This is a genomic window from Novosphingobium sp. ERN07, from assembly GCF_012641335.1.
Lineage (GTDB): Bacteria > Pseudomonadota > Alphaproteobacteria > Sphingomonadales > Sphingomonadaceae > Novosphingobium.
Genome location: NZ_JABAID010000019.1, coordinates 23470 through 48274 on the forward strand (window position 1 = coordinate 23470; position 24805 = coordinate 48274).

At 62.1% G+C, this 24805-nt stretch carries 24 protein-coding genes; 10 read left to right on the forward strand and 14 right to left on the reverse strand.

Features of this window, described 5'->3' with window-relative positions; genetic code table 11:
- Window positions 1-26 precede the first annotated feature (26 nt).
- From HGI47_RS18115 to HGI47_RS18125, 3 genes are read left to right on the forward strand one after another with little or no spacing between them, the layout of a single operon-like run.
- Window positions 27-1010, forward strand: coding sequence for a thiamine pyrophosphate-dependent dehydrogenase E1 component subunit alpha (locus HGI47_RS18115; RefSeq protein ID WP_168854181.1), 984 nt, complete (start codon window positions 27-29; stop codon window positions 1008-1010).
- Window positions 1007-2026 (forward strand): alpha-ketoacid dehydrogenase subunit beta, encoded by a 1020-nt coding sequence (locus HGI47_RS18120; RefSeq protein ID WP_168854182.1) that lies wholly within the window; start codon window positions 1007-1009, stop codon window positions 2024-2026. The genes HGI47_RS18115 and HGI47_RS18120 overlap by 4 nt, the downstream gene beginning before the upstream one ends.
- 18 nt (window positions 2027-2044) lie before the next feature.
- The gene (locus HGI47_RS18125; RefSeq protein ID WP_144907307.1) at window positions 2045-2275 is read left to right on the forward strand and encodes a biotin/lipoyl-containing protein; all 231 of its coding nucleotides are present in this window, start codon (window positions 2045-2047) and stop codon (window positions 2273-2275) included.
- Between the two features lie 25 nt (window positions 2276-2300).
- Here HGI47_RS18125 and HGI47_RS18130 read toward each other — a convergent pair whose 3' ends face one another.
- The 7 genes from HGI47_RS18130 to HGI47_RS23135 form a co-directional block, all read right to left on the reverse strand.
- Window positions 2301-3068: an SDR family oxidoreductase gene (locus HGI47_RS18130; RefSeq protein ID WP_168854183.1), complete on the reverse strand. Its 768-nt coding sequence runs from the start codon at window positions 3066-3068 to the stop codon at window positions 2301-2303.
- A gap of 15 nt (window positions 3069-3083) precedes the next feature.
- Window positions 3084-4145 (reverse strand): phosphotransferase, encoded by a 1062-nt coding sequence (locus tag HGI47_RS18135; RefSeq protein ID WP_168854184.1) that lies wholly within the window; start codon window positions 4143-4145, stop codon window positions 3084-3086.
- A 305-nt stretch (window positions 4146-4450) separates the two neighbouring features.
- Window positions 4451-6061, reverse strand: a complete 1611-nt coding sequence (locus tag HGI47_RS18140) for a GMC family oxidoreductase (RefSeq protein WP_168854186.1) — start codon at window positions 6059-6061, stop codon at window positions 4451-4453.
- 2 nt (window positions 6062-6063) lie between these two features.
- Window positions 6064-6228 (reverse strand): rubredoxin, encoded by a 165-nt coding sequence (locus HGI47_RS18145; protein WP_168854187.1) that lies wholly within the window; start codon window positions 6226-6228, stop codon window positions 6064-6066.
- Between the two features lie 22 nt (window positions 6229-6250).
- Window positions 6251-7504, reverse strand: a complete 1254-nt coding sequence (locus tag HGI47_RS18150; protein ID WP_168854189.1) for a cytochrome P450 — start codon at window positions 7502-7504, stop codon at window positions 6251-6253.
- Entirely contained in the window at window positions 7501-8667 is a 1167-nt protein-coding gene (locus HGI47_RS18155) for a serine hydrolase domain-containing protein (RefSeq protein WP_206066281.1), read from the reverse strand. The genes HGI47_RS18150 and HGI47_RS18155 overlap by 4 nt, the downstream gene beginning before the upstream one ends.
- Window positions 8655-9878 carry a cytochrome P450 gene (locus HGI47_RS23135; protein ID WP_206066282.1) on the reverse strand — a complete coding sequence of 408 codons (1224 nt, stop codon included), beginning with the start codon at window positions 9876-9878 and terminating at the stop codon, window positions 8655-8657. Before HGI47_RS23135 ends, HGI47_RS18155 begins: the two co-directional genes overlap by 13 nt.
- A gap of 209 nt (window positions 9879-10087) precedes the next feature.
- On the opposite strand from HGI47_RS23135, the gene HGI47_RS23140 reads away from it, so the two are divergent.
- The 3 genes from HGI47_RS23140 to HGI47_RS18175 are packed head-to-tail and all read left to right on the forward strand — an operon-like array spanning window position 10088 to window position 13175.
- The gene (locus HGI47_RS23140; RefSeq protein ID WP_168854192.1) at window positions 10088-11284 is read left to right on the forward strand and encodes an acyl-CoA dehydrogenase family protein; all 1197 of its coding nucleotides are present in this window, start codon (window positions 10088-10090) and stop codon (window positions 11282-11284) included.
- Window positions 11281-12357: an acyl-CoA dehydrogenase family protein gene (locus HGI47_RS18170; RefSeq protein ID WP_168854194.1), complete on the forward strand. Its 1077-nt coding sequence runs from the start codon at window positions 11281-11283 to the stop codon at window positions 12355-12357. Before HGI47_RS23140 ends, HGI47_RS18170 begins: the two co-directional genes overlap by 4 nt.
- Window positions 12354-13175, forward strand: a complete 822-nt coding sequence (locus tag HGI47_RS18175; protein WP_168854195.1) for an enoyl-CoA hydratase-related protein — start codon at window positions 12354-12356, stop codon at window positions 13173-13175. Before HGI47_RS18170 ends, HGI47_RS18175 begins: the two co-directional genes overlap by 4 nt.
- A 7-nt stretch (window positions 13176-13182) precedes the next feature.
- Here HGI47_RS18175 and HGI47_RS18180 read toward each other — a convergent pair whose 3' ends face one another.
- Entirely contained in the window at window positions 13183-13434 is a 252-nt protein-coding gene (locus HGI47_RS18180; RefSeq protein WP_168854196.1) for a hypothetical protein, read from the reverse strand.
- A gap of 72 nt (window positions 13435-13506) precedes the next feature.
- On the opposite strand from HGI47_RS18180, the gene HGI47_RS18185 reads away from it, so the two are divergent.
- Window positions 13507-14064, forward strand: coding sequence for a nuclear transport factor 2 family protein (locus tag HGI47_RS18185; protein ID WP_168854197.1), 558 nt, complete (start codon window positions 13507-13509; stop codon window positions 14062-14064).
- Window positions 14065-14083: 19 nt separating this feature from the next.
- On the opposite strand, the gene HGI47_RS18190 is transcribed toward HGI47_RS18185, so the two are convergent.
- The 6 genes from HGI47_RS18190 to HGI47_RS18215 all read right to left on the reverse strand — a co-directional run bounded on the left by HGI47_RS18190 (window position 14084) and on the right by HGI47_RS18215 (window position 22014).
- The gene (locus HGI47_RS18190; RefSeq protein ID WP_168854198.1) at window positions 14084-15253 is read right to left on the reverse strand and encodes an NADH:flavin oxidoreductase; all 1170 of its coding nucleotides are present in this window, start codon (window positions 15251-15253) and stop codon (window positions 14084-14086) included.
- Window positions 15243-16655 carry an MFS transporter gene (locus HGI47_RS18195; protein ID WP_168854200.1) on the reverse strand — a complete coding sequence of 471 codons (1413 nt, stop codon included), beginning with the start codon at window positions 16653-16655 and terminating at the stop codon, window positions 15243-15245. The genes HGI47_RS18190 and HGI47_RS18195 overlap by 11 nt, the downstream gene beginning before the upstream one ends.
- Window positions 16656-16680: 25 nt before the next feature.
- Window positions 16681-18978 carry an acyl-CoA dehydrogenase gene (locus HGI47_RS18200; RefSeq protein WP_168854201.1) on the reverse strand — a complete coding sequence of 766 codons (2298 nt, stop codon included), beginning with the start codon at window positions 18976-18978 and terminating at the stop codon, window positions 16681-16683.
- A 5-nt stretch (window positions 18979-18983) separates the two neighbouring features.
- Window positions 18984-19784 (reverse strand): enoyl-CoA hydratase-related protein, encoded by an 801-nt coding sequence (locus tag HGI47_RS18205; protein ID WP_168854202.1) that lies wholly within the window; start codon window positions 19782-19784, stop codon window positions 18984-18986.
- 132 nt (window positions 19785-19916) lie between these two features.
- Window positions 19917-20789: an SDR family NAD(P)-dependent oxidoreductase gene (locus tag HGI47_RS18210; protein WP_168854203.1), complete on the reverse strand. Its 873-nt coding sequence runs from the start codon at window positions 20787-20789 to the stop codon at window positions 19917-19919.
- Window positions 20790-20958: 169 nt separating this feature from the next.
- On the reverse strand, window positions 20959-22014 hold the full coding sequence (locus HGI47_RS18215; protein WP_168854204.1) for a helix-turn-helix transcriptional regulator: 1056 nt from the start codon (window positions 22012-22014) through the stop codon (window positions 20959-20961).
- Window positions 22015-22147: 133 nt separating this feature from the next.
- Here HGI47_RS18215 and HGI47_RS18220 point away from each other — a divergent pair, with 133 nt between their 5' ends.
- From HGI47_RS18220 to HGI47_RS18230, 3 genes are read left to right on the forward strand one after another with little or no spacing between them, the layout of a single operon-like run.
- On the forward strand, window positions 22148-23161 hold the full coding sequence (locus HGI47_RS18220) for an alcohol dehydrogenase catalytic domain-containing protein (RefSeq protein ID WP_168854205.1): 1014 nt from the start codon (window positions 22148-22150) through the stop codon (window positions 23159-23161).
- The gene (locus HGI47_RS18225; RefSeq protein ID WP_168854206.1) at window positions 23152-24306 is read left to right on the forward strand and encodes a sulfotransferase; all 1155 of its coding nucleotides are present in this window, start codon (window positions 23152-23154) and stop codon (window positions 24304-24306) included. The genes HGI47_RS18220 and HGI47_RS18225 overlap by 10 nt, the downstream gene beginning before the upstream one ends.
- A gap of 10 nt (window positions 24307-24316) precedes the next feature.
- Entirely contained in the window at window positions 24317-24802 is a 486-nt protein-coding gene (locus HGI47_RS18230) for a VOC family protein (protein WP_168854207.1), read from the forward strand.
- The last annotated feature ends 3 nt before the right edge of the window (window positions 24803-24805 follow it).

The following is a 24805-nucleotide window of genomic DNA, read 5'->3' on the forward strand; positions in this document are numbered from 1 at the left end:
TTTGCAAACGGCGAGGGAGAGAGCCGATGTCATCGAACGCCATCGACAACGCGACATTGCTGTCGATCTACAAGCGCGCAGCGCTAATCAAGGCGAACGACGAGCGCGCGCGCAAGGTGATCCTGTCGGGCCAGATTGCAATGGTCTACTACTCCTATCGCGGGCAGGAGATCATTCCGTCGGTGATGGGCGAGATCTTGCGTGACGATGACACTCTCTGCACGATCTATCGCGGCATTCATGACATGATCGGCAAAGGCTTTCCGCTGCGCGAACTCTGGGCGGAACTGGCCGGGCGCAGGACGGGATCGTGCAAGGGCAAGGGTGGCCCCATGCACCTGACCTATCCGCCGCGCGGAATCATGGTCACGACCGGCATCGTCGGATCATCCGCGCCGATCGCCAACGGCCTGGCCTGGGCGGCAAGGCTCGACCAGTCAGACCGTGTCTCGATCTGCACTTTTGGTGACGGCGCATCGAACATTGGCGCGATCCATGAAGCCATGAACCTCGCCTCGGTGTGGAAGCTGCCGACCATCTTCGTCTGCCAGAACAACCTTTTCGCCGAGCACACGACGTTCGAGAAGATGACCGCGGGCGGCAACATTGCCAGCCGGGCTGCCGGCTATGCGATGCCGGGCGTGCGGGTGAACGGCAACGATCCTGCGGAAATGTACCTGGCTTTCAGCGAGGCGGTGGCGCGCGCGCGCGCGGGCGAGGGGCCGACATTGCTCGAATGCATGACTTTCCGCTTCTTCGGGCACACCTTCGGGGATGACGATTCCTATATGCCAAAGGAACAGAAGTCGGCCGCGATGGCTGCGGATCCGGTTCCGGCACTGCGCGCACGCTTGATTGCCGATCGGATCGCCACCGAGGATGAGCTCGCCTCGTTTGAGGCCGAAATCGAGGCGCAGATCGACGATGCGGTCGCGTTCGCGCTCGAATCACCATGGCCCGAGCCGGACGACCTGCGCTTCGACGTGTTCGAGAAGGAGATCGCGGCATGAGCGCGCCTGCAACCGTCCCAGTGGCCAAGAAGCCTACCGTCACGATCCTGGCCGCTCTCGCAAAGGCCTATCAGGACATCTTTGCCGAGGACCCAAAGGCAATCACTCTGGGTGAGGACCTTGCTGATCCAGAGGGCGGCGGCATCACCAAGATGACCAAAGGACTGTCGACGAAGTTCGGCGACGAGCGCGTCCGGTCAACGCCGATTTCAGAGCAGGCAATCATGGGAGCGGCCATCGGGGCGAGCCTTGCCGGGTACCGGCCGATTGCCGAGATCATGCTGATGAACTTCACCACCGTGGCGATGGACATGATCGTCAACCACGCGGCAAAGTTGCGTTTCATGTCTGGCGGGCAGACCAGTGTGCCGATCGTGATCCGTACGATGACCGGGCTTGGCTTTGGCTCGGGTGGACAGCACTGCGATTATCTCGAGGCATGGTTCGCGCACACGCCCGGAATCAAGGTCTGCGCCGCATCGACTCCGGAGGATGCGTATGGCCTTTTGCGCGCCGCATACGAAGATCCTGACCCGGTCATCCTGATCGAGAATCTGCCGACATATTTCGCACCGATGAGCTTCGAATTGCCCGATGCCGGCCACCGTGTACCGCTTGGCAAAGCTGCAATCCAGCGCGAAGGTACGGACGTGACCGTGGTTACCTATGCCCGCATGGCCGTAAACGCCCGTGCCGCTGCCGATGTATTGGCGGGCGAGGGAATCTCGGTCGAAGTGGTGGATCTTCGCACGATCGCTCCGTGGGATCGCGAAACAGTTCTCGCCTCGGCGCGAAAGACCGGCCGTGTGCTGGTGGCGCACGAAGCGGTCAAGCAACACGGCGTCGGAGCTGAAATTGCGGCCGTGATTAACGAGGAACTGTTTGGCCAGCTCAAGAAACCGGTGAAGCGGGTTGGCGGTGCCTTTAGTGCGGTTCCGTATTCAAAGCCGCTCGAGAATGCCTATGCACCGGACGCAGACGTGCTGGCATCCGCAATTCGCGATCTTCTACGCTGACACTATCGGAAGGAAGCTATGTCTACCGAAATTCTTTTGCCCAAGATCGGCTTTTCGATGAATGAGGGTGTTCTGGCCGAATGGATGGTCGCCGATGGAGATCAGGTCACCGAAGGCCAGCCGATTTATGCGCTGGAGAGTGACAAATCGACCAACGAGGTCGAATCTCCAGCAAGCGGCACGATCCGTATCGTTGCGCAGGTTGGCGAGACATATGAAGTCGGCGCGATCCTGGGGACAATCGAATAACCTCTCGCCCGACGGAAGTCTGGGCTCAACTCCAGATGTCGTCGCCGCGCCGGATCACGTCCTTGCCGCCATCCGCGAACAGAACCTGACCGACGAGGTAACGACACTGCGGGCTGGCAAGGAATGCCAGCAGCGGTGCAATATCCTCAGGACTCGCGTAGTCTGCAGTCCCAATCGGCGTAGCCTCGGCCAGCAGCGCCCGACCTTCTGCAGAGGACAGCAACCGTGCAGTCATCGCGGTGCGCACCGTGCCTGGTGCGACGCCGTTGAGCAACACGCCCGCACCGGCCCACTCGTGGTGGGCCGATGTGCGGCGTACCCACCGGCTAAGTGCACGCTTGGTTGACGCGTAGACGAGACCGGGCTCCATGGAGGCCAGCTCTTGAGCCTGCGTTTCATCGCCCGCCAGGCAGGCCGCAACCAGCGGCGGACTGATCGGCAGGATCGTGGCCGATGATGTGACAACGACCGCACGCGGTGCGTTCGAGGAGGCAAGGATGGGTCTGAGGACATCGAGCAAGGCTACCGTGCCGAAATAGTTGACTGCTACCATCGCGCTGGTGTCTGCGCTGGCGACCCCGGCACACGCAACGACTGCGTCCAGGCTCCCTCCGCTTGCAACCAGTATACGATCTACCAGACCATCGCGTTCGGCAGGATCTGCAAGGTTGGCAGTGACTTCGGCTTCGCGCAGATCAAGCCCCACGACGTGCAGACCGTCCGCGCGAAGCTGCGCCGCTGCCGCTCCGCCGATCCCACCGGCCGATCCGGTCACAAGAATTGTTCGCTTCACCTGTCGTTCCTTGCCTTACACGCCGAGAATTCCGAACGTGTCGAGATCGATCATCGCCATCGCAAAGCGCGAGGCGGCCGCAGTGTTGTTTGCTTCAGTCTGGAAATTCGAGCCGTTGAGCAGCCAGATCAGCAATCCCCAGATGACGCTGCGGCGATAAGCCGACCACGCATCGTCGAACAAAGGCGCAGCAACGCCCCGAACGGCAAGGGCTTCGAGGTAGTGTTGAAGCAAGGCTGCCTGCCACCGCCGACGGTCCTCCAGATCAAGCCCCGCGATCAGGAAATAGCTGACGTCTATTGACCACGAGCCAAGCCGAGGCTGGGCGTCGAGAAAGCCGGGATTGCCTTGTGCGTCGACGTATAGGTTGCCGAGGTGCATGTCGCCATGGTTGATGACCAGTGCCTCGTGTTTCGCCTGGGCGATGCGCATTGCGGCGTGTGCTGCCCTGATCCGTGCCGGGTCAAGGATTACTCGTGGCATTGCGGCGCCTCTAGGGGCAGTGGCAAAAGTCTGAAAGTGTTCGGGCGTGAGCAGCAGTTCGAAGTAGTGTGCAAGAGACGCTTCGCTTGCATCGGGCACCCAGGCGAAACTGCCGTCCCGCAAACGTGGTGAGTTCCACCAGCGTGCATGAAGCGCGGCCAAGCCGTCAAGAAATCGCGCGGCGAGGTTGAAATTGATCGGTTTCTGCGGTTCGAGGAAACGGACATTGCGCAAGCACAAGTCCTCAAGGATGACGAGTGCCCGTCCGGTATCGTCGGCGAGTGCGGCGAAGCAATGCGGCGACTCTATTTCAACAGTGGGAAGCAGATCGCGGTAAGCGTGGACTTCGTTGACATGCATCCCGCGCATGTGCGGACTGTGCGGCTCGAACCCGGCCTTCATCAGGACGGTAGCCGGAAAATCGCTGCGATTTGTGCGCAATGCCAGCCTCAGCTTGGTACAGGCACCTTTCACCACGTCAACGATCTCGACTGAGTGCACCTGTATGCCAGGCTGGTTTTCGGCGAGCGCACTGGTCAACCATCGTGGCGAAATGTCGTTCGCCTGATCGGGCACGCGTAGCGGGTCCGCCATTCTCACTACCCCTCCAACTCGGTCCGCACAGGAGCACATTATCAGATAATTGAATTATATGATAATGTGGATCACGTTGCACTGACGATTGCAGCATGTTTCGCCATCGAGTTGCATCTTCTAAGAACACTGCGGCAGCTCATCTCCGCATGCCGAGGGCCAGTCACGTCGTGATTAAGATGCACTGCAGCAAGCCGGCGTTACCGACGTTTCGCCCTTAAGCCATTGCGATGCTAGTCCGGTACAATGATCGCGGGCCACTGGGTAAGCCATGGGCTGCCAGGGCTACGACAGCGCGGGCCTGACTAGCGGGCCAGGATTAGTTCTGCTGCGCGCGAGGCGAGCGCCATCGTTGGTGCGTTTGTGTTGCCGGCGATCATCTCGGGAAAGACCGAACAGTCAACCACGCGCAGCGCTTCGATACCGCGCAGGCGTAATTCACCGTCGAGGGGAGAGGAGTTGTCACGTCCCATGCGTACGGTCGCGGTGGCGTGCAGGCCCGAAGCGCCCCAAAGGCGATAGGCATCCAGGATCTCGTCATCGCTCTGCATGCTTGCGGTCGCTTCGGTTTCGCCCACTACAAAGGGCTCCAAAGCGGGCTGCGCTATAATCTTGCGAAGGAACCTGACAGCACCGATAACCGCGCGGCGATCGCTTTCGGCGGAGAGGTAGTTCGGATCGATTGTGGCGGGGCCGTCGGGGTCAGGTGAGGTGACGGTTATCGAACCTTCGCTCTCAGGGCGCAGCCGGAATGAATAGAGGCTCATGCCTGGCGCATCCTCGAACTTGAAGCCGCCCGTGCTGCGCTCGGTCGAATAGGGCTGGAACATGATCTGCGTGTCGGGCCGCGTGGATTCGGGCAGCACGCGCGCGAACGCCGCCGCCTCGGACGATCCGTAAGAAAGCGTCCCGCTACCAAGCAATACGTGCCGCGCAACATTTCCGAGAAGCCTGGCTCCGGAGAATTCTCGGTTCGAACTGTCGCGCCAGTGCCGCAAACGGAAATTGAGCGAAAGGAGAATGTGCTCGCGCATGTGGCGCCCGACGCTCGGGCTATCGAGGATGACCGGTATGCCAGCTGCACGCAGAGCCTCCGCAGGTCCGATCCCCGAGAGTTGGAGTATGCGCGGCGACATCAATGCACCGGCGGCGAGGATCACTTCGCCGCGCGTTACAAAGCGCACCGCTTCGCCGCCACGGCGCCCTTCGACCCCAGTGGCGCGCCCACTGTCGAGCGTCACCCGGTCAACGCGAACGCCCGTCGCGACGTGAAGATTGGGCCGACGGCGCGCGCGGTCGAGAAAAGCGCGCGCGCTGCTGACGCGGCGTCCGCGCGCGTCGATGTTCCATTGCAGTGGACCGATGCCTTCCTGAGCAAGTCCACTATGGTCCTCCTTCGCTGGAAGCCCGAGTTCCGTACCTGCCGATATCCATGCCTTGGCAAGAGGGGTGGGCGCTGGGTGTGTTTTCACTGCTACCGGGCCGCCCGTACCGCGTGTGGCGCTTGCACCCATCGCGTGATCCTCGAGCCCACGCAGATGTGGCAGCATCGCATCCCATGACCATTGTGGCCCTGCGAGTTCAGCCAGCCGGTCGTAGTCCTCCTGCTGGCCACGGTTCCAAACCATGCCATTTACCGCGCTCGACCCGCCCAGCATCTTGCCGCGAACCCAGATTTCCGGGCCTCCGCCCCCTTCGCGCTGATTGGTGGTTGCATAGTAGTGCGCGCGATCGGGCATCGTGAGAAGCTTGCCGAAGCCTTTGGGCATGGTAACGAGCATATCGGAGTGATCACCGCCCTCCTCAAGCAGGAGTACGCGATTGGCGGGGTCGGCCGATAGCCGCTCGGCCAGCACGCAACCAGCCGATCCTGCGCCCACAATGACGTAGTCGAACGCGGCTTGTGCTTCGGCCAAGTTCAAATCTCCTCCATGTCGAAATCAGCCTTCTCGGCGCCGCAGTCCGGGCATTTCCAGTCGTCGGGTACATCTTCCCAGGCTGTGCCGGGGGCTATTCCGCTCATCGGGTCGCCGGTCGCCTGATCGTAGACCCAACCGCAGTTCATGCACATCCAGGCTCTCATTGATCCCCTCCGCTGTCCGCTCTCAGCTTACGTCGAACTTCACCCAAAGATGCTCTGGAACGCGGAGCAAGTGGCCGATGATAGCAGGCGCCGGCTTGTCGGGATCGAGCCTCAGGTTCGGCATCCGGTCGAGGATCGCATTCAGGGCTCGGGTCATTTCCACACGAGCAAGATGCTGGCCGATGCACAGGTGCGGGCCGCTGGCGAAGGCAAGGTTGCGCACCGTGTTCTTGCGGAAAATATCGAACTTGTCGGGTTCGGGGAACTTCTCCGGATCGCGGTTGGCCGACGCAAGCACGGTATTGATGTAGGTACCCGCCTTGATCGGATGCCCCATGATTTCGGTATCCACCGAGCAGTAGCGGAATGTGGAACTGACCGGGCCTTCCCAGCGCAATGCCTCTTCGATCGCTGCAGGGATGAGGCTGCGGTCCGCGATGACTGCGGCAAGCTGGTCGGGATGAGTCAGCAGCGCGGTGAGCAGCACGCTCGTGCCGCGGTAGGTTGTGTCGCCGCCGGCATTCATCAGCTGGCGAAGGAATGATACTAGTACGTCGTCGGGCAGCTTCTCGCCATCGGCCTCCACGTTGGCGAGGTGACTGATGAGGTCGGGCCCCGGGTTAGCGCGCTTCTGGCGCAGGAGCTCCGTGAAGAACGCGCCTAGTTTGCCACTCGCCTCGGGGCCTTGCGGCAATCCGATCGACGAGAGCAACTGCGCGATTGCGAGCTTGTGAAACGTTGGGCCCTGCGCGGGATCGAGTTCGACCTGCGCGTAGATAACCTGGAACGGGTAGTGGTGGGTGAACTCCTCGATGAGGTCCGCTTCACCTCGGTGGATGAAATTTTCCATGAGCCGGCTAACCACCGGATCAACCACGCTCTCGCCCCATTTCGCCACGACCTGCGGCAGGAACGCCTTCTGGAAAATCTTGCGAAAGCGGGTGTGCTCGGGCGCGTCCATCACCGTCACGGTGTTGCCGAATGATTTGCCGAGGTTCGGGGCGAAAGCCTCCTTGTTGCGGAAAATCTCGGGGTTGGTCAGCACGTGGAGCACTGCGTCGTAGCCAAGAACCATGACCTGCGGCAGGTGTCCCATCTGCGCATCGGGAACGTCGGTGAACTGCATGCGGTAGCTGCCTTCGATCACCGGGCTACGTGCAGCCAGTTCGTGGATGCGAGGGTAGGGATCGGGACAATCGCCGGTAGACAGTTTTTCGACCACAAACGGATCGAACGACTGATCGACGAGGTCTTCCAGCTTGGGCATCACGGTCATGCTTTCCACTCCAGGTCCAGGGCGGCAACAACCGCTCGGGTAATAGGCAGGATCGGGTCGTCTTCCGGTCGCTGGGCGTTGAACATGCGGTTATGGCAGACAGCTACTGCGAGCCGCTGTTCGGTATCAGCCCAGCCGAGCGAGCCACCCGCGCCCGGGTGCCAAAGTACCTTCGGGCCCGGTACACGATGGCCACCCAGCCAGTAGCCGCCAGTGCTCAGCGGGATGGGGATGCCAAACATGACAGGATCGGGCTCGTCGCCGTTGTCGCGCATCGCGGTGAAGCTGCGCACGCGCTCCTCGGATAGCAGCCGAACCCCGTCGAGCGCGCCGCCCTCGGCAAGCATTGCCCAGAAGCGCGCCTCGTCGCGTGCGTTGAAGATGCCGCCCACCCCGGCAATGCAGGCGCGCTGCACATCTGGACGGCCGAAGACCCGCGGTACGAGATCGACCGCGTACGGCATCGATTTCGCATAGAGCGTGGCAGCGGGCGGGGGGGGATCATTCTCATTGCGGTTGGACATCACCGCGACACGGTCCGCGACAGCATCGGGCATGCCGATACAGAGATCCGTGAGGCCCAGCGGCTTTGCGATCTCGTCCTGCACGAAGGTTCCAAGATCGCGGCCGGAGGGATCGGAGCGGCGCACGATCTCGCCGATGATCCAGCCGAAGGTCATCGACTGGTATAGCGTCTTTTCTCCCGGCGGGGCGAGCGGCTCCATCGCAGCGATCTGCGAGGTCATCCAGCCGGTGTCGCACATCAATTCGGGAGTGACGCCTTCGGGCATCAGCGGCACTCCGGCACGGTGCGTGAGGGCATGGCGCACGGTCGCAGCGGCCTTGCCGTTTTGCGCAAATTCAGGCCAGTAAGCTGCAATTGGCGCGTCGTAGTCGATCAGGCCCTTTTCGGCCTGGATGTGAAGCGCCGTGGCAGCGACGGCCTTCGTTACCGAGTAGACGTTGTAGAGCGTATCTTCGCTCGCGGCCTTGTTGCGGACAGGATCGGCCAAGCCATCCCACACGTTCAGGACCTGCCGTCCTTCATGGTAAGCCACGACATGGACTGCTTCCTCGAGCCCCGCGTCTATTGCCTGCCGAATGGCAGCGCGGATCGCGCTGTCGTCGATCTTTGTAGAGGCCGTCATGATCAGGTGCGCCACTTGAGATAAAGCTTGTCCACGCCGTTCACGCTACCTGCCGCGAACACCGGCGGGCGCTCGGGATCGATTGTAAAGTCGGGGATCGCAGGCAGCCATTCCTCAAGGAATACGATCAGCTCACGCCGAGCGAGCACATTGCCTGGACAGATGTGTGGGCCGGCTCCGAACGCGGCATGCTTGATGCTTGAAGGCTTTCGATGGAAATCAACCTCGAACGGCCGCTCATTGACCCTGTCGTCCAGCCCGTAGAGGCATTTGGGAGCTTGGATCATGTCGCCCTTCTTGAACTTCAGCCCCTTGTACTCGAAGTCCATCGTAATTTCGCGTGCGGTGTTGGGCAGGCCGAAGCGGCGGAGGAATTCCTCGCAGGCGACCGGGATCAACTTGGGATTGTCGATCAGTTCGTGCCGCTGCTCGGGGTGTCGGGCCAGATAGTGCGCCACGAACCCTAGCTGCGAGGCGACCGTGTCCAGCCCGCCGACGAGGACCAGCATGCTCATCGCCATGATCTCCATAGGGTTGAGCGCCCGGCCCTCGACTTCGCCGTGGACGATCATGGAGAGCAGGTCCTCGCCCGGCTTTTCCTGCCGTGCGGCAATATGTTGCATCAGGTAGCCGACCAACTCGCCCTGATTCTTCGTCTTGGCCTCGATATCGGCACTGCGCACTGCGATCTCTACTCGCGGCAGCAGCCACTCGCGATCCTCGAAGGGGAGGTCCATCATCGAGAGGAATACCTGGATCGGCAGCACTTTGGCAAACTCGTCGATGAATTCGCATTCACCGCGGGGCTTGAGCTTCGCGACCAGCGCCTGAGCCGTGTCGCGAGCGATCTGGGAGAAAGCGCGAACCTTCTGAGGTGTGAAGGCCGTCATCAGAAGCTTGCGGTACGGGGTATGCTCGGGCGGATCGAGCGAGAGCGGGATCGACTTCACCCTTCCAGGAACGAGCGGAATGTCGAATTCGTTGTGACTGAAGTGCTCGTGATCGATCTGGATCACATCAATGTCTGCCGCGCGGGTTGCGATCCAATAGCCACCGTAGCGGGGAGTCCACACGATATCCGGACCCTTGTGAAGCACGGCCCACGCGCTCTGGATATCCTCTGCCTCACCACGCTCAATCGCGTCGACCAGACTGAAGAAATCGAAGTCGACCACCAGTTCAGGCGGCACACTGTCTGGAATTGCTGCCAGAGTATCCGATGTCACTGCCAATCTCCCAATTGTGGCGACCGTTATTGGCGCCATCGATTCTCAGATCCGGCACTTTTCTGACATAACGACAAAAAATGTCAATGTGTCAAAAGCGCCAAACATCAAACCTTATAATCCAATAACGTCGTTATCTGATTTTGGCTTGACGGGCAACGTTCTGTCTGGTGAACCGAAGGTATCGATAATCGTAGAGAGGATTAGGTGTGGACCTCGGTTTTGGACCCGAATATGACGCCTTCCGCGCCGAGGTGCGCGCCTTCATCGCGTCTCATTGGCCGCCCGAAGACGGCGATCTCAAAAGCCATGCAAATGAACGTGCCTTCGTTGTTGCCGCCATTGAGCAGGGCTACATGCACCGCTCGATCCCTCGCGCATACGGCGGATCGGAGCAACCGTACGACATTGCGCGCGCCGAGATCATTCGTGAAGAACTGACTCGTGCCCGAGCCCCTTCGGGCCGGATTCCAGGCAATGGGCTTGTCGTGCCGACGTTGCTCGAATGGGGCACCGAAGAACAGAAGCAGCGGTTCATTTCGCCCACGCTGACTGGCGACATCGTATGGTGCCAGGGCTTTTCCGAACCCGGCGCAGGCTCGGACCTTGCTTCGCTCCGCACACGTGCCGAGCTCTCGTCAGACGGGACCAAGTGGATCATCAACGGCAGCAAGATCTGGACAAGTCACGCGCACAAGTCGACTCACATCTTCTGTCTTGTGCGCACTGAGCCTGGCGCTCCGAAGCACGCAGGCATCTCTTACCTCCTGATCGACTTGCGCCAGCCAGGCGTTACCATTCGACCGCTCGTCCAGATGACCCGGCAGAAGGAGTTCAACGAAGTCTTCTTCGACAATGCCGAGACACCGGTCGACATGCTCGTGGGTGAACGCGGGAAGGGCTGGAACGTCACCCGATCGACGCTCAAGCACGAACGTTCCGGCATCTCTGCGATGACCTGGCCGCTTTCGATGTTTCGCGATCTCGTCAAGTTGCTGAAGGAGGTCGAACGCGACGGGCAACCGGCAATCAAGGACCTGCGCATCCGCGAGGAACTCGCCGCGATCGAGGGGGAGTTGATGAGCCTCGTCTACTCGACCTACCGCTCGACCTCGCTCGACATACACAACCAGCCTGGTGATACTTTCTCGACCATGCGCAAGCTCTATATGACCGACCTTGCTGGTCGCATGGCCAAGCTGGCCCGCGACGCTGTGGAGGACGACTTTGCCGACATGGGAGGCGCGCGCCTCAAGTGGATCGAACGCTTTATGATTTCGCTGTCGATGTCGATCGCCGGGGGCACCAGCAACATCCAGCGCAACATCATCGCCGAAAGGGTGCTCGGCCTGCCACGCGAGCGGACAAGCGAACGCGCTGCCAATAGCCAGGGAGCCGCAGCATGAATTTTCTTCTTTCTCCCGAACAGCACGCACTCGTCGACAGCGTCAGCGGACTCCTGCGCGACCGGTGTGATGCACTGCACGTTCATCAGGTGTTCGACACCCCCGGCGAGGCAGCGTTCGATGCAGCGCTCTGGTCTGCGCTGTCCGAACTGGGTGTGCCGGCGATCATGGTGCCTGAGGCGCACGGCGGGCTCGGGCTCGAGCTGATCGACCTCGCGATCGTTTCCGAGGCGCTCGGCCGCGCAGCAGCGCCAGTGCCGTTTCTCGGCCACGCGCTCGCTGCGCTGGCGATCTCGCTCGGCGGTTCGGAAGAGCAGAAGGAACGATGGTTGCCGGCGCTGGCCAGCGGCGAGAAGATTGCGACCGTCGCCTTCGGCGAAAGCCCGGGCCGTTGGGCACCGGATGAATGGACGCTTCTGGGTGAAACCCTGACTGGTACCAAGACAATGGTGCCCAACGCAAAAGAGGCCGACCTTATCGTCGTCGGGCTTGGCACTGGCGCATTGGCGGTAGTCGAGAAAGACGCGAGCTTTACCGTGGCCCGGCTCGATGTTGCCGACCGTACCCGTCCGCTCGATACCGTGACGTTCACCGATGCATCGGCCGAACTGCTGGCGAACGGCACCGTCGCTGCACCGCGAGTGTTCGATGCCGCTGCCGTGCTGCTCGCTGCCGACGCCTTTGGTGGAGCCGACCATTGCGTGAACATGTCGGTCGAGTACGCGAAAATCCGCGAGCAGTACGGCCAGCCGATCGCGGCTTTCCAAGGGCTACGCTATCAGCTCGTCGCCATGGCTCTGGCCACCGAACCGGCGCGCGGGCTGTACTGGTTTGCAGCGCATGCCTGGGATGCGTTGCCAGAAAAGGCTCGCCACGCCGCTGGGCAGGCCAAGGCGCATCTTGCCGAGACGTATCTCCAGGTTACCCGCGATACAGTCGAGGCGCACGGCGGTATCGGCTTCACCTGGGAACACGACACGCACATCTACATGAAGCGCGCAATGCTTGATTGGGCATGGCTCGGCACGCCCAGCCGACACAGGCAGCGTGCTGCTGACTTGGCTGGCTGGTGAGCACGCAGGCCCAAGAGGCAGTGTTGTACAGCGCTGCGGGAGGCGTTGCACAAATCACGCTCAATCGGCCGGACCGCCTCAATGCCTCAAACCGCGCGCTAAGCCAGGGTCTGACGGCCGCGTTCACTCGCGCAGCAGTGGACCCGGAAGTTCGCGTGGTGTTGCTGGCCGGTGCGGGGCGAGCCTTTTGCGCCGGTGCGGACCTGCATGTCCTGGACGAGATATCGGCCGGACCTGATGCAGCCCATTCGGGCTCGAACGGGCTTCGCTACGATGGCATCATGCGGCTTGAAAAGCCAGTGGTTGCAGCGATCAGGGGCGCTTGCGCTGGCATCGGCCTTGCACTTGCCTGCGCGGCCGATATCCGTATCGCGGCCGAGGACGCCGTATTCGTTGCGCCATTTGTGAAGCTTGGGCTGCCGGCCGAAGGCGGGCTCGCCTGGCTGCTGTCACACGCGATTGGGCCGGGCAATGCGGCCGAATTGCTTTTGTCGGCGCGACGGATGGGCGCAGGCGAAGCACTTGCCAAGGGTCTTGTCGCGCATGTGCTGCCGGTCGAAGGTTTTGGATCAGCCATGCTGGCCTACGCGCAGGACCTCGCAAGTGGGGCGCCGGCAAGCTTCGCAGCAATTAAGAAGCAGATCTTCCAGGCGGCCACGCACGATTTTGCAACCGCGCAGGACCACGCTGCGACGCTTGCCCTCACAATGCTGCAGGGGCACGATTTTCGTGAAGCTGTTGCTGCACGGCGCGAAGGCCGTGTGCCAGCTTTCGCGCCCATAGCTGGTCGGTTCGATCCTCCGGTAAGCGAGGGCTGACCGTGCGTCATGCCAGGCTCAGCCGGACTTCCGTGCGATAGACCTTCAGAGTTGCGATGTCTTCCGAGGCACAGAGACGGTTCACAAGGTCCGGGTTGCTGGTCAACATCCAGCCGGCGCCGCGCTCACCAGCTTCCATCCGCCCCGCCGCGTCATCAAGCATATGCAGCGCACCGGTGATGGTCGGTACGGTGTTGCATGCCTCTGTCGCTACCCCAGCAGACTTGCGCCGTATGGCGTCCATAGCATCCCTCGACATCGCCATGTCCTCATCTCTTGATTTTCATATAAACAAGTGCACTGATTTGGTAGTCAGCCAAGGGAGAGAACGATGATCCGGACAATTGAGGAGCGGTTGGCTGCGGTCGAAGCGCAGCTCGCAATCAGGCAACTTGCCAGCAGCTATGCTCGTGCAGTGGACAGCCGCGATATCCACTCACTGGGCGAACTGTTCGCGCCGCAGACACGCTTTGGCGAGCATGGCACCGGTGCCGCAGGCGCGCGCGCCTTCTATGGACCCGTGCTGGCTCGCTTCTACCGCAGTTTCCATCAGGTCGTCGGCCATGTGATAACAGACCTTGGCAGCGAGACCGCACGGGGCACCGTCTATTGCCGAGCTGAACATGAGGATGGAGATCAATGGATCGTCAACCTCATGGTCTATTTTGACCGCTATGTCGCGATCGAAGGCCGCTGGCTCTTCCTGGGCCGCCGCCCACGCTTCCTTTTCGTGGGCGATGCGCGTGAAGCTCCGCGCAGCCTCGACTTCAACAAGTGGCCGGGGCGTGAGGAGGACTTCGCCTGCGAGTTGCCCCAAAGCGATGCAAGCTGGAACAGCTATTGGAACGAGCGAGAGGCCGAGCGGGCCGAGGTGACGACCTTGCCCTGATCTGCACCTTGCACAAGCCTCAGGTCAGGACGAAGCGCGAGGCCTCGGCAAAGGGCAGCAACTCCTCGCCTCTCTGTACGCGGCCGACCCAGGCCGGGTCGTGCATGATTGCGCGGCCCACCCCGACGAGATCGAACTCACTGCGCGCAAGCCGCTGGGCTACATTGGCGATGTTCTCGCGCGCTGCGTCCGATCCACCTGTGCGTTTGGAATCGTACACGCCCGAACTCAGGCCAACGCCGCCTACCGTCTGCGCAGCCTTGCCGGTCAACTTCTTGGCCCAGCCTGCCAGATTGAGGGACGACCCCTCGAACTCGGCCTTGTCGAAATAGCGCTGGCTACCGTCAAAGATGTCGACGCCTGCATCAGCTATCGGGCCCAGGATTTCACCGAGCTGGTCCGGTGTCTCTGCCAACCGCGCGCGTACATCTTGTTGTTTCCATTGCGAGAAGCGGAAGTTGATGACTGGCTCCAGCCCGATTTCGCGCCGGATCGCCTTGACGAGTTCGACTGCAAACGCGGCGCGACCGATGTGGTCGCCGCCCCAGCGATCGGTACGGCTGTTGGTACCATCCCACAGGAAATCATCGACCATGTAGCCATGAGCGCCATGAATGGCGATACCGTCGAAACCGACGTCCATTGCATATCGTGCGCTGCGGGCGAAACCTTCGATCACGTCGACGACTTCTTCGTCGGTCATGGCGCGTCCGGGCTTTGCTGCGACATTGCTAAGATATTCAGGCGTCACCATCGCAGTGCGGTCCAGCGGACCCCAGACACCTGAAGGCCGCAGGGTTTCGACTTCGGGGTGCGGTCCGGTTCCCATCTCGCGCATCACGCCCTGATGCCAGAGTTGTGGCATGATCTTGCCACCTGCCGCGTGGACCGTGTCAACGACGGCGCGCCAGCCTTCGAGCGCGCCACGCCCGTACATGTGCGGAGCGTTGTCACCATCGACGCCGCTGCCACCGAGCGCGGCAGGGTGATCGACGCCGACACCTTCGGTGATGATCAGCCCGCAATCGGCCCGGCGGGCATAATACCCGGCGACGTCCTTTCCCGGCACTCCACTTGGCGAGAACCCGCGCGTCATCGGCGCCATGACAACGCGATTTGCGAGCGAAAGGCTGCGCAGCGCGAAGGGTTCGAAAAGCGGGGCAATCTCTGCCTGAAATTCAAGGGACATCGGGGGCCTTTTCGATCTGAAGGCGGGAAGGAAGCCGCAAAGCGACGATCGCGACTGCAAGGGCGGTGATGGCGCCCCAGGCAAAGACTATGCGCCAGGTGCCTTCGCTGGCATGAGTTCCAGCGCCGGGCGTTGAGAGCAGCGTGGCGACCACTTGCGCGCCGATCGCCATCGCGGTTGATCTGATGACAACGATCATTCCGGTTGCCTCGCTCACCCGCTCAGGGGGGCATGCGGACACAACCACGACCGGAACGGTAACGAAGACCATGCCAAGCCCGACCATCTGGATTGCCAGCCAGACCTCAACCACGACGACCGAGCCGTGCACCAGGACGAGGCCGGTGAAGCTCGCGGCCATCAGCAAGCCACCAAGCAATGCCATCGTGCGCGGCCCATGGCGAGCGACGAGGCCGGCAAAGCGCGCGTAGATGAAGCCGGCTGCTATGTTGATCGGCGTGAGCAGCATGGCTGCGCCTGTGGCTGAGAGGCCGAGGCCGGCTCCGCTTGAGGGCGGCTGCTGACCGAACTGCGCCATCATCTGGCCCGACTGGAACGCACCCAGAGCGGCGAACACCAAAGCAAGATTGGCAAGAGCGATCTGCGGCACGAGCAGGAGCCGAACTGAGATCAGCGGCTGCGCGACGGTCAGTTCGCGCCAGACCCAGATCGCCAACAGCGCAAGGGACACCACGATCCACAGCCAGTTGCGCGGGTCCGCCATGCCACTGTGCCCGATCTCCTCGATGCCCAGCAGCAGGCCCACTATTCCGGGCGCGAACAGCAGCCCACCCACAACATCTTCGATCCGGGTGGAGCCGCGGGGTGGATCAGCCGCAACGAGGCGCCACACGCCTAGAAGTGCGAGCACCGAGAGAATGGCAAGCACGGTGAACACCGCCTGCCAGTCGAACAGGTCTACGATAACCCCGCCGACGAGCAGTCCGAGTCCAGCGGAAATGCTGGCAGTTGCAGAAATCAACCCGATGCCGCGTGGCACGAGCGCAGGAGGTGCACGCTCGCGGACAAGGCCGATGCACAGCGGCATCGATGCCCCGGCAAGGCCCTGCAGCGTGCGCGCGAGTATCAGGGGGCCGGCGCTGCGCGTGAAGCAACCGATCAGCGAGCCGATCACGGCCGCAGCCAGAACCGCCAGCAGCACACGGCGCCGACCGACAACGTCTCCCACCCTGCCGAGCAGTGCGCCGCCGACTGCGGAGGAAAGGATGAACGCCGTGACCAGCCAACCTGCAGCTGCGGCTGAGCCGAGATCGACCGCGAGCTGGCGCAGCGCTGCGAAGAGCATGACCAGGCCGAGCGTGGCAACAACTTCAGTCATCATCAACGGTACGATCATCGCCACGAAACGCGCGTTCTCCGCTGGGCAAGGGCTCTCGTTCATCCGCTTTTCCCTTGCTCCCTTCGCGTCACCCGCGCGGCATGCCCAGGATACGTTCGGCGACGATATTGCGCATGATCTCGTTCGAGCCGCCTGCGATGGTCCAGCCGTAGCTCTTGAGGAAATCCTGGAAGCGCAGGCGACTGGAATGTCCGGTGCCGGGGATCGCCGGCTCCCACTTCATCGCTTCCATCCCCTCGGCACGAAGCAGGAACTCGCTGTAGCGCTGCAGGAACGGACCGAAGGTCAGTTTGATGAAAGTGGGTAGCGTCGGGGAGGCCTTGTCCGGATTGGCTTCAAGCTCGATCAGTAGCTTGCGGATCATGAGGCGAATGGTCTGGAGTTCGGCCCAGTACTGCGCGTACTCGCGACGGAACTGTGCGTCCTGCATCCAGCTTCCGGCGGCGTCACGTCCGTCGAGTGCGAAGCTCCGAGCCAGCCGCTCTACTGCGCCAAATATCAGAAGACCGCGCTCGGTCGACAACGTCGACTGCGCGATCATCCAGCCGTTGCCCTCAGCTCCGATCAGGTTTTCGACCGGGATCTTGACGTCGTCCATGAAGATTTCGCAGAACTCGGCTTCGCCCGTGATCTGCCGGATGGGGCGGACCTCGACGCCGGGGGACTGCATGTCCATGATGAAATAGGAGATGCCGTCATGCTTGCGCTTGCCGTTCGGGTCGGTACGCGCGAGCAGCAGGCAATAACGGGCGTTCATCCCGCCCGACGACCAGATCTTCTGGCCGTTGACCACGTAGTGGTCGCCCTGCCGGACCGCGCTGGTACGCAGACTTGCAAGGTCCGAACCTGCGCCGGGTTCGGAGAAGCCCTGCACCCACATATCGGTCCCGTTGACGATTCCGTCGAGGTACTTGTCCTTTTGCGCTTGCGAACCGTGCTCGAACAGCGTCGCCGGGGTGTGGAACAACGAAATGGTGAACATATCGAGTTCGGGAGCGTCAGCGCGGCAAAGCTCCTCGTATACCATGATCTGGTATGCAAAGGGCAGACCGGGGCCACCCCATTCCTTTGGCCAGTGCGGCGCGGCCAGACCGACCTTGCGCCGCTCCTCCAGCCACGTGATGATCAATGCCCGAAGGTCGCTCTCGCGCGCCGACTGCCACTTGCCGCGCCACGCCGGATCAAGCGTGGCAGCAAGCCAGTCGCGGATCTCCCGACGGAATGCAGGTTCGTCGCCGACTTTGCCAAGAATGTCGAAGGCACGGGGCGTGCCTTCCGCACTCACGGTCTCCAGGCCGATGCACTCGAGCAGTTCGGCCACGCTGTCGAGCGTTGCGGAGCGGGTGCCCCACAGGCACTCGTTGACCTTGGCGCGCTTCAGATAAATGTGCGGCACGTACTCGGCCGTAAAGCCGACCCCACCGTGAAGTTGGATGCAGTCGCGTGCCACCTCGGCGGTCAGCCGTGTGGCATGCTGCTTGGCCGAAATGGCGTAGAGCAGCGCTTCAGGATCGGCGGCGGGTAGCGCTGCAGCCTTTTCGAGCAGCTCTCGCGAGGCAGCGAGCGCGGTGTGGTGATCGGCAACGCGATGCTTGAGCGCCTGAAACGAGGCGATCGATACACCGAACTGTTCGCGTCCCAACATGTATTCTATCGTCGCTGCCAGAACGGCCTCGCCGCCGCCCTGCGCGTCGCCAGCGATCGCCAGCATTGCAGCCCGCGTTACCGCGGCTTCGGCAGCGGCGTCAGCAGCAACAAACGCGGCATCGTCGATCGCCACACCATCGAGCGTGACATTCCCCATCGAGCGGGAAGTATCGACAAGAGCGAACCGTTCAATGGCAATGCCAGCGGCATTGGCAGGTACGACCAGCCAGCCGGTGGCTCCACCACGGGTCGCGCGCAGGAACAGGTGAGTCGCGCATGGAGCGTCGAGCAGGTCGTTCACCTTGCCGCTTGCAGCCTCGCCATCGGCTGCGAGCGGCACGCTTGTCGTGGCGGCGAAGGCTGCACGCACCGATCCCTCCGCAAGCCCGCCAAGCAGCGCGCCTCCTTGCGGATGATCAGGTGCGCTTGTCAGCAACGCAGCGGCCAGCGTGGTACCCAGCATAGGCACCGGTGCGACAGAGGAACCGAATGCCATGTGAAGTCGCAAGGCAGCGTCTGGGCCAAGGCCAAGCCCGCCATGGGCCTCCGGCACCGTCAGCGCGGCCCAGCCAAGATCTGCCATCGTCTGCCAAAGACCCTCTTCGAAGGGCGCATCCGTCCCGAATGAGTGCGCAATGGCCTTCTCGCGCGGCCATTCCGCGCCCAGCATCTCGGCAAAGCTTTCGGCGAGAACGCCCAGTTCAATCGTTTCGTCCATGGTTCTCATTCGTCGATAAAGTTGGGGTTACGCTTTTCGGCGATTGCAGTTGCAGCCTCGCGATGGTTGACCGAGCTCCACGATTGGGTCTCGAGACGCAGCATCTCGCCCATGTAGGCTTTTGCCTGATCGATGATCGCGAGATTGAGCGCCCGCTTCGTAGTCTGTACCGCACTGGGTGATAGTGCGAGCAGCGCATCCACCCAACGCTGCACGGCAGCATCGAGTTCGGTGCGCGGCACCGCCTCGGTGACAAGGCCCTTTGCTGCGGCCTGTGCGCCGGAAAGCGGGATACCGGTGAGCAGGTGTCGCCGCGCCTCGACGATGCCGACCAGATTGGGCCACAGCAGCGCGCCGCCGTCACCGGTTGCCAAGCCCACCTTGACGTGCGGGTCGCCGATCTTCGCATCGTCGACCATGACCGTAATGTCCGCGGTGAGTGCCACGCTCGCGCCGAGCCCCATCGCATGGCCGTTGATGCGCGAGATGACCGGCTTGGTGCATTCCAGCGCACCGACGATTAGGGCGCGTGCTTCCGCCATGCCGACCTGCCAGTGGCCGCGGTCGCCCCACAATTCGACCATGCGATTGATGTTTCCCCCGGCCGAAAACGCCTTATCGCCCGCGCCGGTCAATACGATCACCCTGACCTGCGGATCAGCCGAGGCATCGGCCCAGATGCGGCCGAGTTCGTCATGCGCCTCGGGCGATGGAGAGTTCATCGGCGGGTCATTGAGCATCACCGTCAGCACGGGCCCATCAAGCGTTATGTCGAGACCGACGTATTTCGAATACCGACCGCTCACCCGATAATCCTCCTAACTGGTATACTATATGTCATGCATCGAACTCGTGACTCGGGCAAGCCCTGATTCATCGATGCTGGCGAAGACACCGATAACGCGATCGCGGTCGGGACCTTGATTGATCAGGACAGGTCAGGAAGACCGCTTGGCCTTCAGCTCTGCCGAGACCTCGGCCATGATCCTTGGGACGCTGTAGCGCTCGGCTTCACCGGAATAGGGTGCCTGTGCGGCAAAGGCCGCCGCGACCTCGGCATGGCGTCGCTCCGCCGCTTTTACTGCGTGGGGATGGGTGACGATCAGGAATTCGCCCTTGATCGTACCCTCAACTGTTGCCCGCGCAACCGGTCCGGCCGACATTGCGCGGGCCTGCATCGCCGCGACAAATTCGGGATTACCGCCCGGCAGCGGGATGCCTTCGGGTCGCCGGCCTTGCCCCAGTCCGCTTGCCACAAGACCCGGGCACAGCACGCTTATGCTCACATTCGTCGGCAGTTCAGCGCGCAGCACGTCGGCAAGCCCAAGCACTGCATGCTTGCTTGCGGTGTAGATACCCGCGCCGGCATGCTGCAGCCCGAACGAATGCTCAGAACCTGTGACACACAGCCGACCGCCCTCGATCTGCTCCGCCAGCACTGTACCGAAGACGGCAAGGGTGCTCCACGCTCCACGCAGGTTTACTCCCAGTATCCAGTCGACCTCGGCCGGCTTCATCTTCAGCAACGGCCCACTCGCGATGACACCTGCATTGGCAAACACCAGATCTGCACCGCCCATTTCGCCCCGCGCGCGCTCGGCCAGCGCTTCCACCGCCGCATGGTCCGAAACGTCGCAGACTTGCCACAGCACGCCACGGTCGATCTGCGCAGCGGTTTCGCCAAGCAACGGTTGATTGACGTCAGCCAGCAGCACCTGCGCACCTCGGCCAGCGAGTTCTGCGGCAATTGCCCGCCCGATACCCGATGCGGCCCCGGTCACCACCGCGCGCTTGCCGGAAAGGTCCGTCACATCGTTCTCCCGTCAATCGTTGCCGCCGTTTTCGTGCGAAGGTTGCCAGACGCAGACGATCAGATCGTGCGGGCGGAGGAAGCGGAGACACTCCACCTGCATTGCATATAATCATCTAAAGGATATGGGCTGGCAAGCTTGCATTCGCAGACCCGGCGCAGGCCGGACTTCAGGCAACCGCGGCAATGCTCGCCTGGATCTGGCGGATCAGGTCGACCTGACGTGAAAGTCCGGTCTTCTGGAACACCTGGCGCAGGTATGCCCGGGCGGTCATCACCGAAATTCCGAGATTCTGTGCGGCCTGCGACAACGTGAGCCCTCTGCTGAGCAAAAGCGCCAGTGCCGCTTCGCGGCGCGTCAGGCCAAACAGAGTGGTGATGCGCTGCGGTGAGGGCAGGGATTCCCGGCCTTCGGCCCGGAGGTACAGGATTGCGCGGGTAGCGTTGGCCCAGGCGGGCTCTGTGGCCTCGCTCACGCGGTAGAACAGCAGTTCGATGCGGCGGCCATCGTTCGTCTCGAGGCCGAGCAGTTCCTCCTCGCTCTCACCAGACAAGATTCTGGCGAGCGCCTTGTTGAGCCGCTGCTGATCGGACCCCGCACTTGCACTCAAGCGCCCATCCTCAAGCGTGATCGACGCTTCCGCAGCAAGCCAGTCAAACGTCGAAGATTCTGACGCGAGCACGCGGCCGGTCTGGTCGATACGCAACAGCCCGGTAGCGCGTGCTCGCAGCACTCTGGCATAGGCGTCGCGCTGGTCGTTCGCCTCGCGCCATGCGCCGAACAGGGACAGCGCCGGAGAAAACAGTCTTGCGATTCGCTCCAGTTCGCCGCGCTCGACCGAACCGAACGCTTCGGCACTGTTTCGCGTTACCGACAGCCATGCCTGAAGTCCGTTGTCTGCTGCAACCCGCACGATCATCAGTGCGCGCATGGCGAGCGGTGCGAGGAATTGGGCGAGAAACGGATGGCCTTGGCCATCGATGAATTCCTCGATGCCGTAGACCCGCAGCGGTGTCATGCGAAAGTAGGGGATCGGATCGTCAGCCGGCCGGTAGAAGGCATGGGGATCTCCGGCGGTTAACACTTCGGCGGCAAAGTCCGCAGTCATGAATGGCTGCTCGTGATCGGCCCTGCGGAAAATCAGGTTTGCGTGTGTACCTTCGAAATAGGCACGCATCAGAGCGACAAAGGCTTCCCACGGCGGGTCCGTGGTCACCCCGCGCATTGCGGCCACAGCCATCTCGTCCAGTTCCGGAATTGCCTTCCTCCCGATTACCCTCAACCGAGGGTATTGCCCCAACTATACCCGACATAACCTCATTTCAAACGGGCGGATGACGTGTCCGGAGGAGAGTGTGATGCGCGGATTGGTGTTCAACGCCGTGGGAAAACCGCTGGAGGTCGCAAGCTTGCCTGATCCGGAACCAGCCGAAGGGGAACTGGTTATCCGGGTTTCGCGCTGCGGGGTCTGTGGCACGGATCTGCATGCGACGAGCGGGCATGGCATGACCTTGCCCGCCGGCAGCCAGCTCGGTCACGAATACGGTGGCGAAGTCGTTGCGATAGGCAAGGGAGTCGAAGGGTGGCGCATCGGCGACCACCTGTCAGCATTGCCGGTCGTCGGGTGCGGTCATTGCGAAGGGTGCAGGACCGGGATCGACATTCTCTGCAACAACCAGTGGCAAGGTTATGGCGGCGGTCTGGCTGAATATGCCAAGGTCAGCGCGCGCGGAGCAACTCGGCTGCCGCAGACGGTCAGCCTCGTCGATAGCGCACTGGTTGAACCGCTCGCGGTCGGCTGCCGCGCAGTGCGGCTGGCGAATCCGGAAAAGGATGCAAGGGTACTGATCATCGGGCCTGGCCCGATTGGATTGTCAGTATTGTTCTGGCTGCGCCGCCGCGGAGTCGAGAACGTAGTGCTCCTCGCTTCCAGTGGGCGTCGGCGCGACCTTGCAGCAGGAATGGGCGGCACCCGGTTCGTGGTCGAAAGCGACGGCGCGAAGGAGGATATCCAGACGATCCTCGGTGGTGCACCCGACGTGGTGTTCGAGGCGGCCGGCGTGCCGGGCGTGTTTGGTCGCGCGGTCGATCTGGTCAAACCGCAGGGGCTGATAATGGGGCTGGGCTTCTGCATGCAGCCCGATCCCATCGTACCGGCAATGAACTTGATGAAGGACGTCACCATGCGCTGGTCGATCATCTATACCCGCGAGGACTATGCAGCCTGCGCCGACGCACTCGCTGCGGAGGGTTATCTTGCTCGCGCGATGGTGACCGAGACAGTCGGTCTCGACGCCGCACCTGCAGCCTTCGAGCAATTCCGCAAGGGCATCGGCGGCGGCGGCAAGTTGCTGGTCGATCCATGGAGCTGATGAACATGCGCTGGATTGATCGCTTCGACGAGTTGCATGAAAAGGCACGCGCGCAGGCTGGCGGGATCGCCGATTTCGGTGGCAATGACTATCACGAAGGCTTGCGCGTGCTGCTCGAGGCTCTCGATGCCGATCCGCCGCCTTCGCCGATGAAGGCCCGAGCGGCAGAGGGTCTGATCGTCAGTGCCCTCGCCAGCCGCATACAGACCGAAGCGAATTTCCGCGCAAACCCGGGCTATGCGTCGCGCGAGATTCCCCGTCCGATCGTGGTGATAGGCGCCCCCAGGACCGGCACCACCGCACTGCACAATCTGCTCAGCCATGACCCGCAACTCCAGGGCATCGAGAAGTGGATTTGCCCGGCACCGCTGCCGCGCCCGCCCCGCGAGGAATGGGACGCACATCCGCAATACCGCGCCGTGACCGAACAGACCGCGTTGATGGCCCAAGTCGCGCCCGAAGTCATGATTGCGCATGGCGTGCAGGCGGATGATGTGGACGAATGTCTGCTGCCGATGGCGCAGTCCTTTTGCTGCAACCACATCCCGTCGCAGATCGATGTGCCTGTCTATGATGCATGGTTCGCTGCGGCCGATGAACGTGCTTCGTTTGCTCGGTACAAGGACATGTTGCGACTGGTCGGCCTCCACGATGACCGGCCTTGGCTATTGAAGAACCCGAGTCACGTCTTCGGGATCGATGCATTGCTTGCCGTCTTTCCGGATGCCTGCGTGGTACAGACTCACCGCAACCCGGTCTCGAGCCTGGCCAGCCTCGTGAGCCTGCTGGGCAACGTCATGTTGGCCTATACCGGCGAAGACATTGACCGGCCGCGCCGCCTCGCGCGCGAAACCTGGTTCTGGGCGGAGGCATTGAAACGCACAATGGCCGCGCAGGACCGTGTACCTGATCGTTTCGTCAACGTGATGCAGCCAGACATTCGCCGTGATCCGCTGGGCGTAGTGCACACGATCTACGATCACTTCGGCATCACGCTGTCGCCCGAAGCCGAGGCGCGGATGCGCACCTGGGCCACCGCCAATTCCGATCGGTCGGATGGAGGACACAGCTACCCGCCCACCGAGGATGCGGGACCGATCCGCGCTGCCTTTGCAGATTACATGGTCCGCTTCGGCTTCGAGTGAGGATTTGGCCATGACCGTGCTTTTCAAACGTCACTTCCAGATCGCATATCTCGTCGACGATATCCGCGCCGGGATGGACGAATTCGCCGCGAAGCACGGCGTGTCGAACTGGCACCTCATGGACATGGCGGCGTTGTACGGCGAAGGCTCGCCCACGAATGCCATCGCGTTGGCATGGACCGATGCAGACCTGATGGTCGAACTGATTGAGCCCAACCCGGCAGTCGAATCGATCTACAGCAACTGGCGCCCCGACTTGGGCGCAGGTGCGCGCCTGCACCATCTCGGATTCAAGCCAGAGACCGACGCGGAATTTGACGCGATAATTGCGCAACTTGGCGCGGGCGGTTGCCCGGTTTCGACCGAAGGGACTGCGGGCGATGCGCTGCGATACGCCTACATCGACACGACCAGGGCGCTTGGCCACTACTACGAACTGATCCTGCTCAAGGGCGAAGGGGGCAAGGCGTACTTCGCGCCTGTGCCGCAGAACTGAAAC

Excerpts from the sequence above, each read along its gene's own strand:
- HGI47_RS18225 (WP_168854206.1), top strand. The coding sequence starts at position 23,152 with ATGGAGCTGATGAACATGCGCTGGATTGATCGCTTCGACGAGTTGCAT.
- HGI47_RS18120 (WP_168854182.1), top strand. The coding sequence starts at position 1,007 with ATGAGCGCGCCTGCAACCGTCCCAGTGGCCAAGAAGCCTACCGTCACG.
- HGI47_RS18220 (WP_168854205.1), top strand. The coding sequence starts at position 22,148 with ATGCGCGGATTGGTGTTCAACGCCGTGGGAAAACCGCTGGAGGTCGCA.
- HGI47_RS18200 (WP_168854201.1), bottom strand. The coding sequence starts at position 18,978 with ATGGACGAAACGATTGAACTGGGCGTTCTCGCCGAAAGCTTTGCCGAG.
- HGI47_RS18180 (WP_168854196.1), bottom strand. The coding sequence starts at position 13,434 with ATGTCGAGGGATGCTATGGACGCCATACGGCGCAAGTCTGCTGGGGTA.
- HGI47_RS18150 (WP_168854189.1), bottom strand. The coding sequence starts at position 7,504 with ATGACCGTGATGCCCAAGCTGGAAGACCTCGTCGATCAGTCGTTCGAT.
- HGI47_RS18135 (WP_168854184.1), bottom strand. The coding sequence starts at position 4,145 with ATGGCGGACCCGCTACGCGTGCCCGATCAGGCGAACGACATTTCGCCA.
- HGI47_RS18145 (WP_168854187.1), bottom strand. The coding sequence starts at position 6,228 with ATGAGAGCCTGGATGTGCATGAACTGCGGTTGGGTCTACGATCAGGCG.
- HGI47_RS18195 (WP_168854200.1), bottom strand. The coding sequence starts at position 16,655 with ATGAACGAGAGCCCTTGCCCAGCGGAGAACGCGCGTTTCGTGGCGATG.
- HGI47_RS18170 (WP_168854194.1), top strand. The coding sequence starts at position 11,281 with ATGAATTTTCTTCTTTCTCCCGAACAGCACGCACTCGTCGACAGCGTC.
- HGI47_RS18125 (WP_144907307.1), top strand. The coding sequence starts at position 2,045 with ATGTCTACCGAAATTCTTTTGCCCAAGATCGGCTTTTCGATGAATGAG.
- HGI47_RS18230 (WP_168854207.1), top strand. The coding sequence starts at position 24,317 with ATGACCGTGCTTTTCAAACGTCACTTCCAGATCGCATATCTCGTCGAC.
- HGI47_RS18190 (WP_168854198.1), bottom strand. The coding sequence starts at position 15,253 with ATGTCCCTTGAATTTCAGGCAGAGATTGCCCCGCTTTTCGAACCCTTC.
- HGI47_RS18215 (WP_168854204.1), bottom strand. The coding sequence starts at position 22,014 with ATGCGCGGGGTGACCACGGACCCGCCGTGGGAAGCCTTTGTCGCTCTG.
- HGI47_RS18185 (WP_168854197.1), top strand. The coding sequence starts at position 13,507 with ATGATCCGGACAATTGAGGAGCGGTTGGCTGCGGTCGAAGCGCAGCTC.
- HGI47_RS18115 (WP_168854181.1), top strand. The coding sequence starts at position 27 with ATGTCATCGAACGCCATCGACAACGCGACATTGCTGTCGATCTACAAG.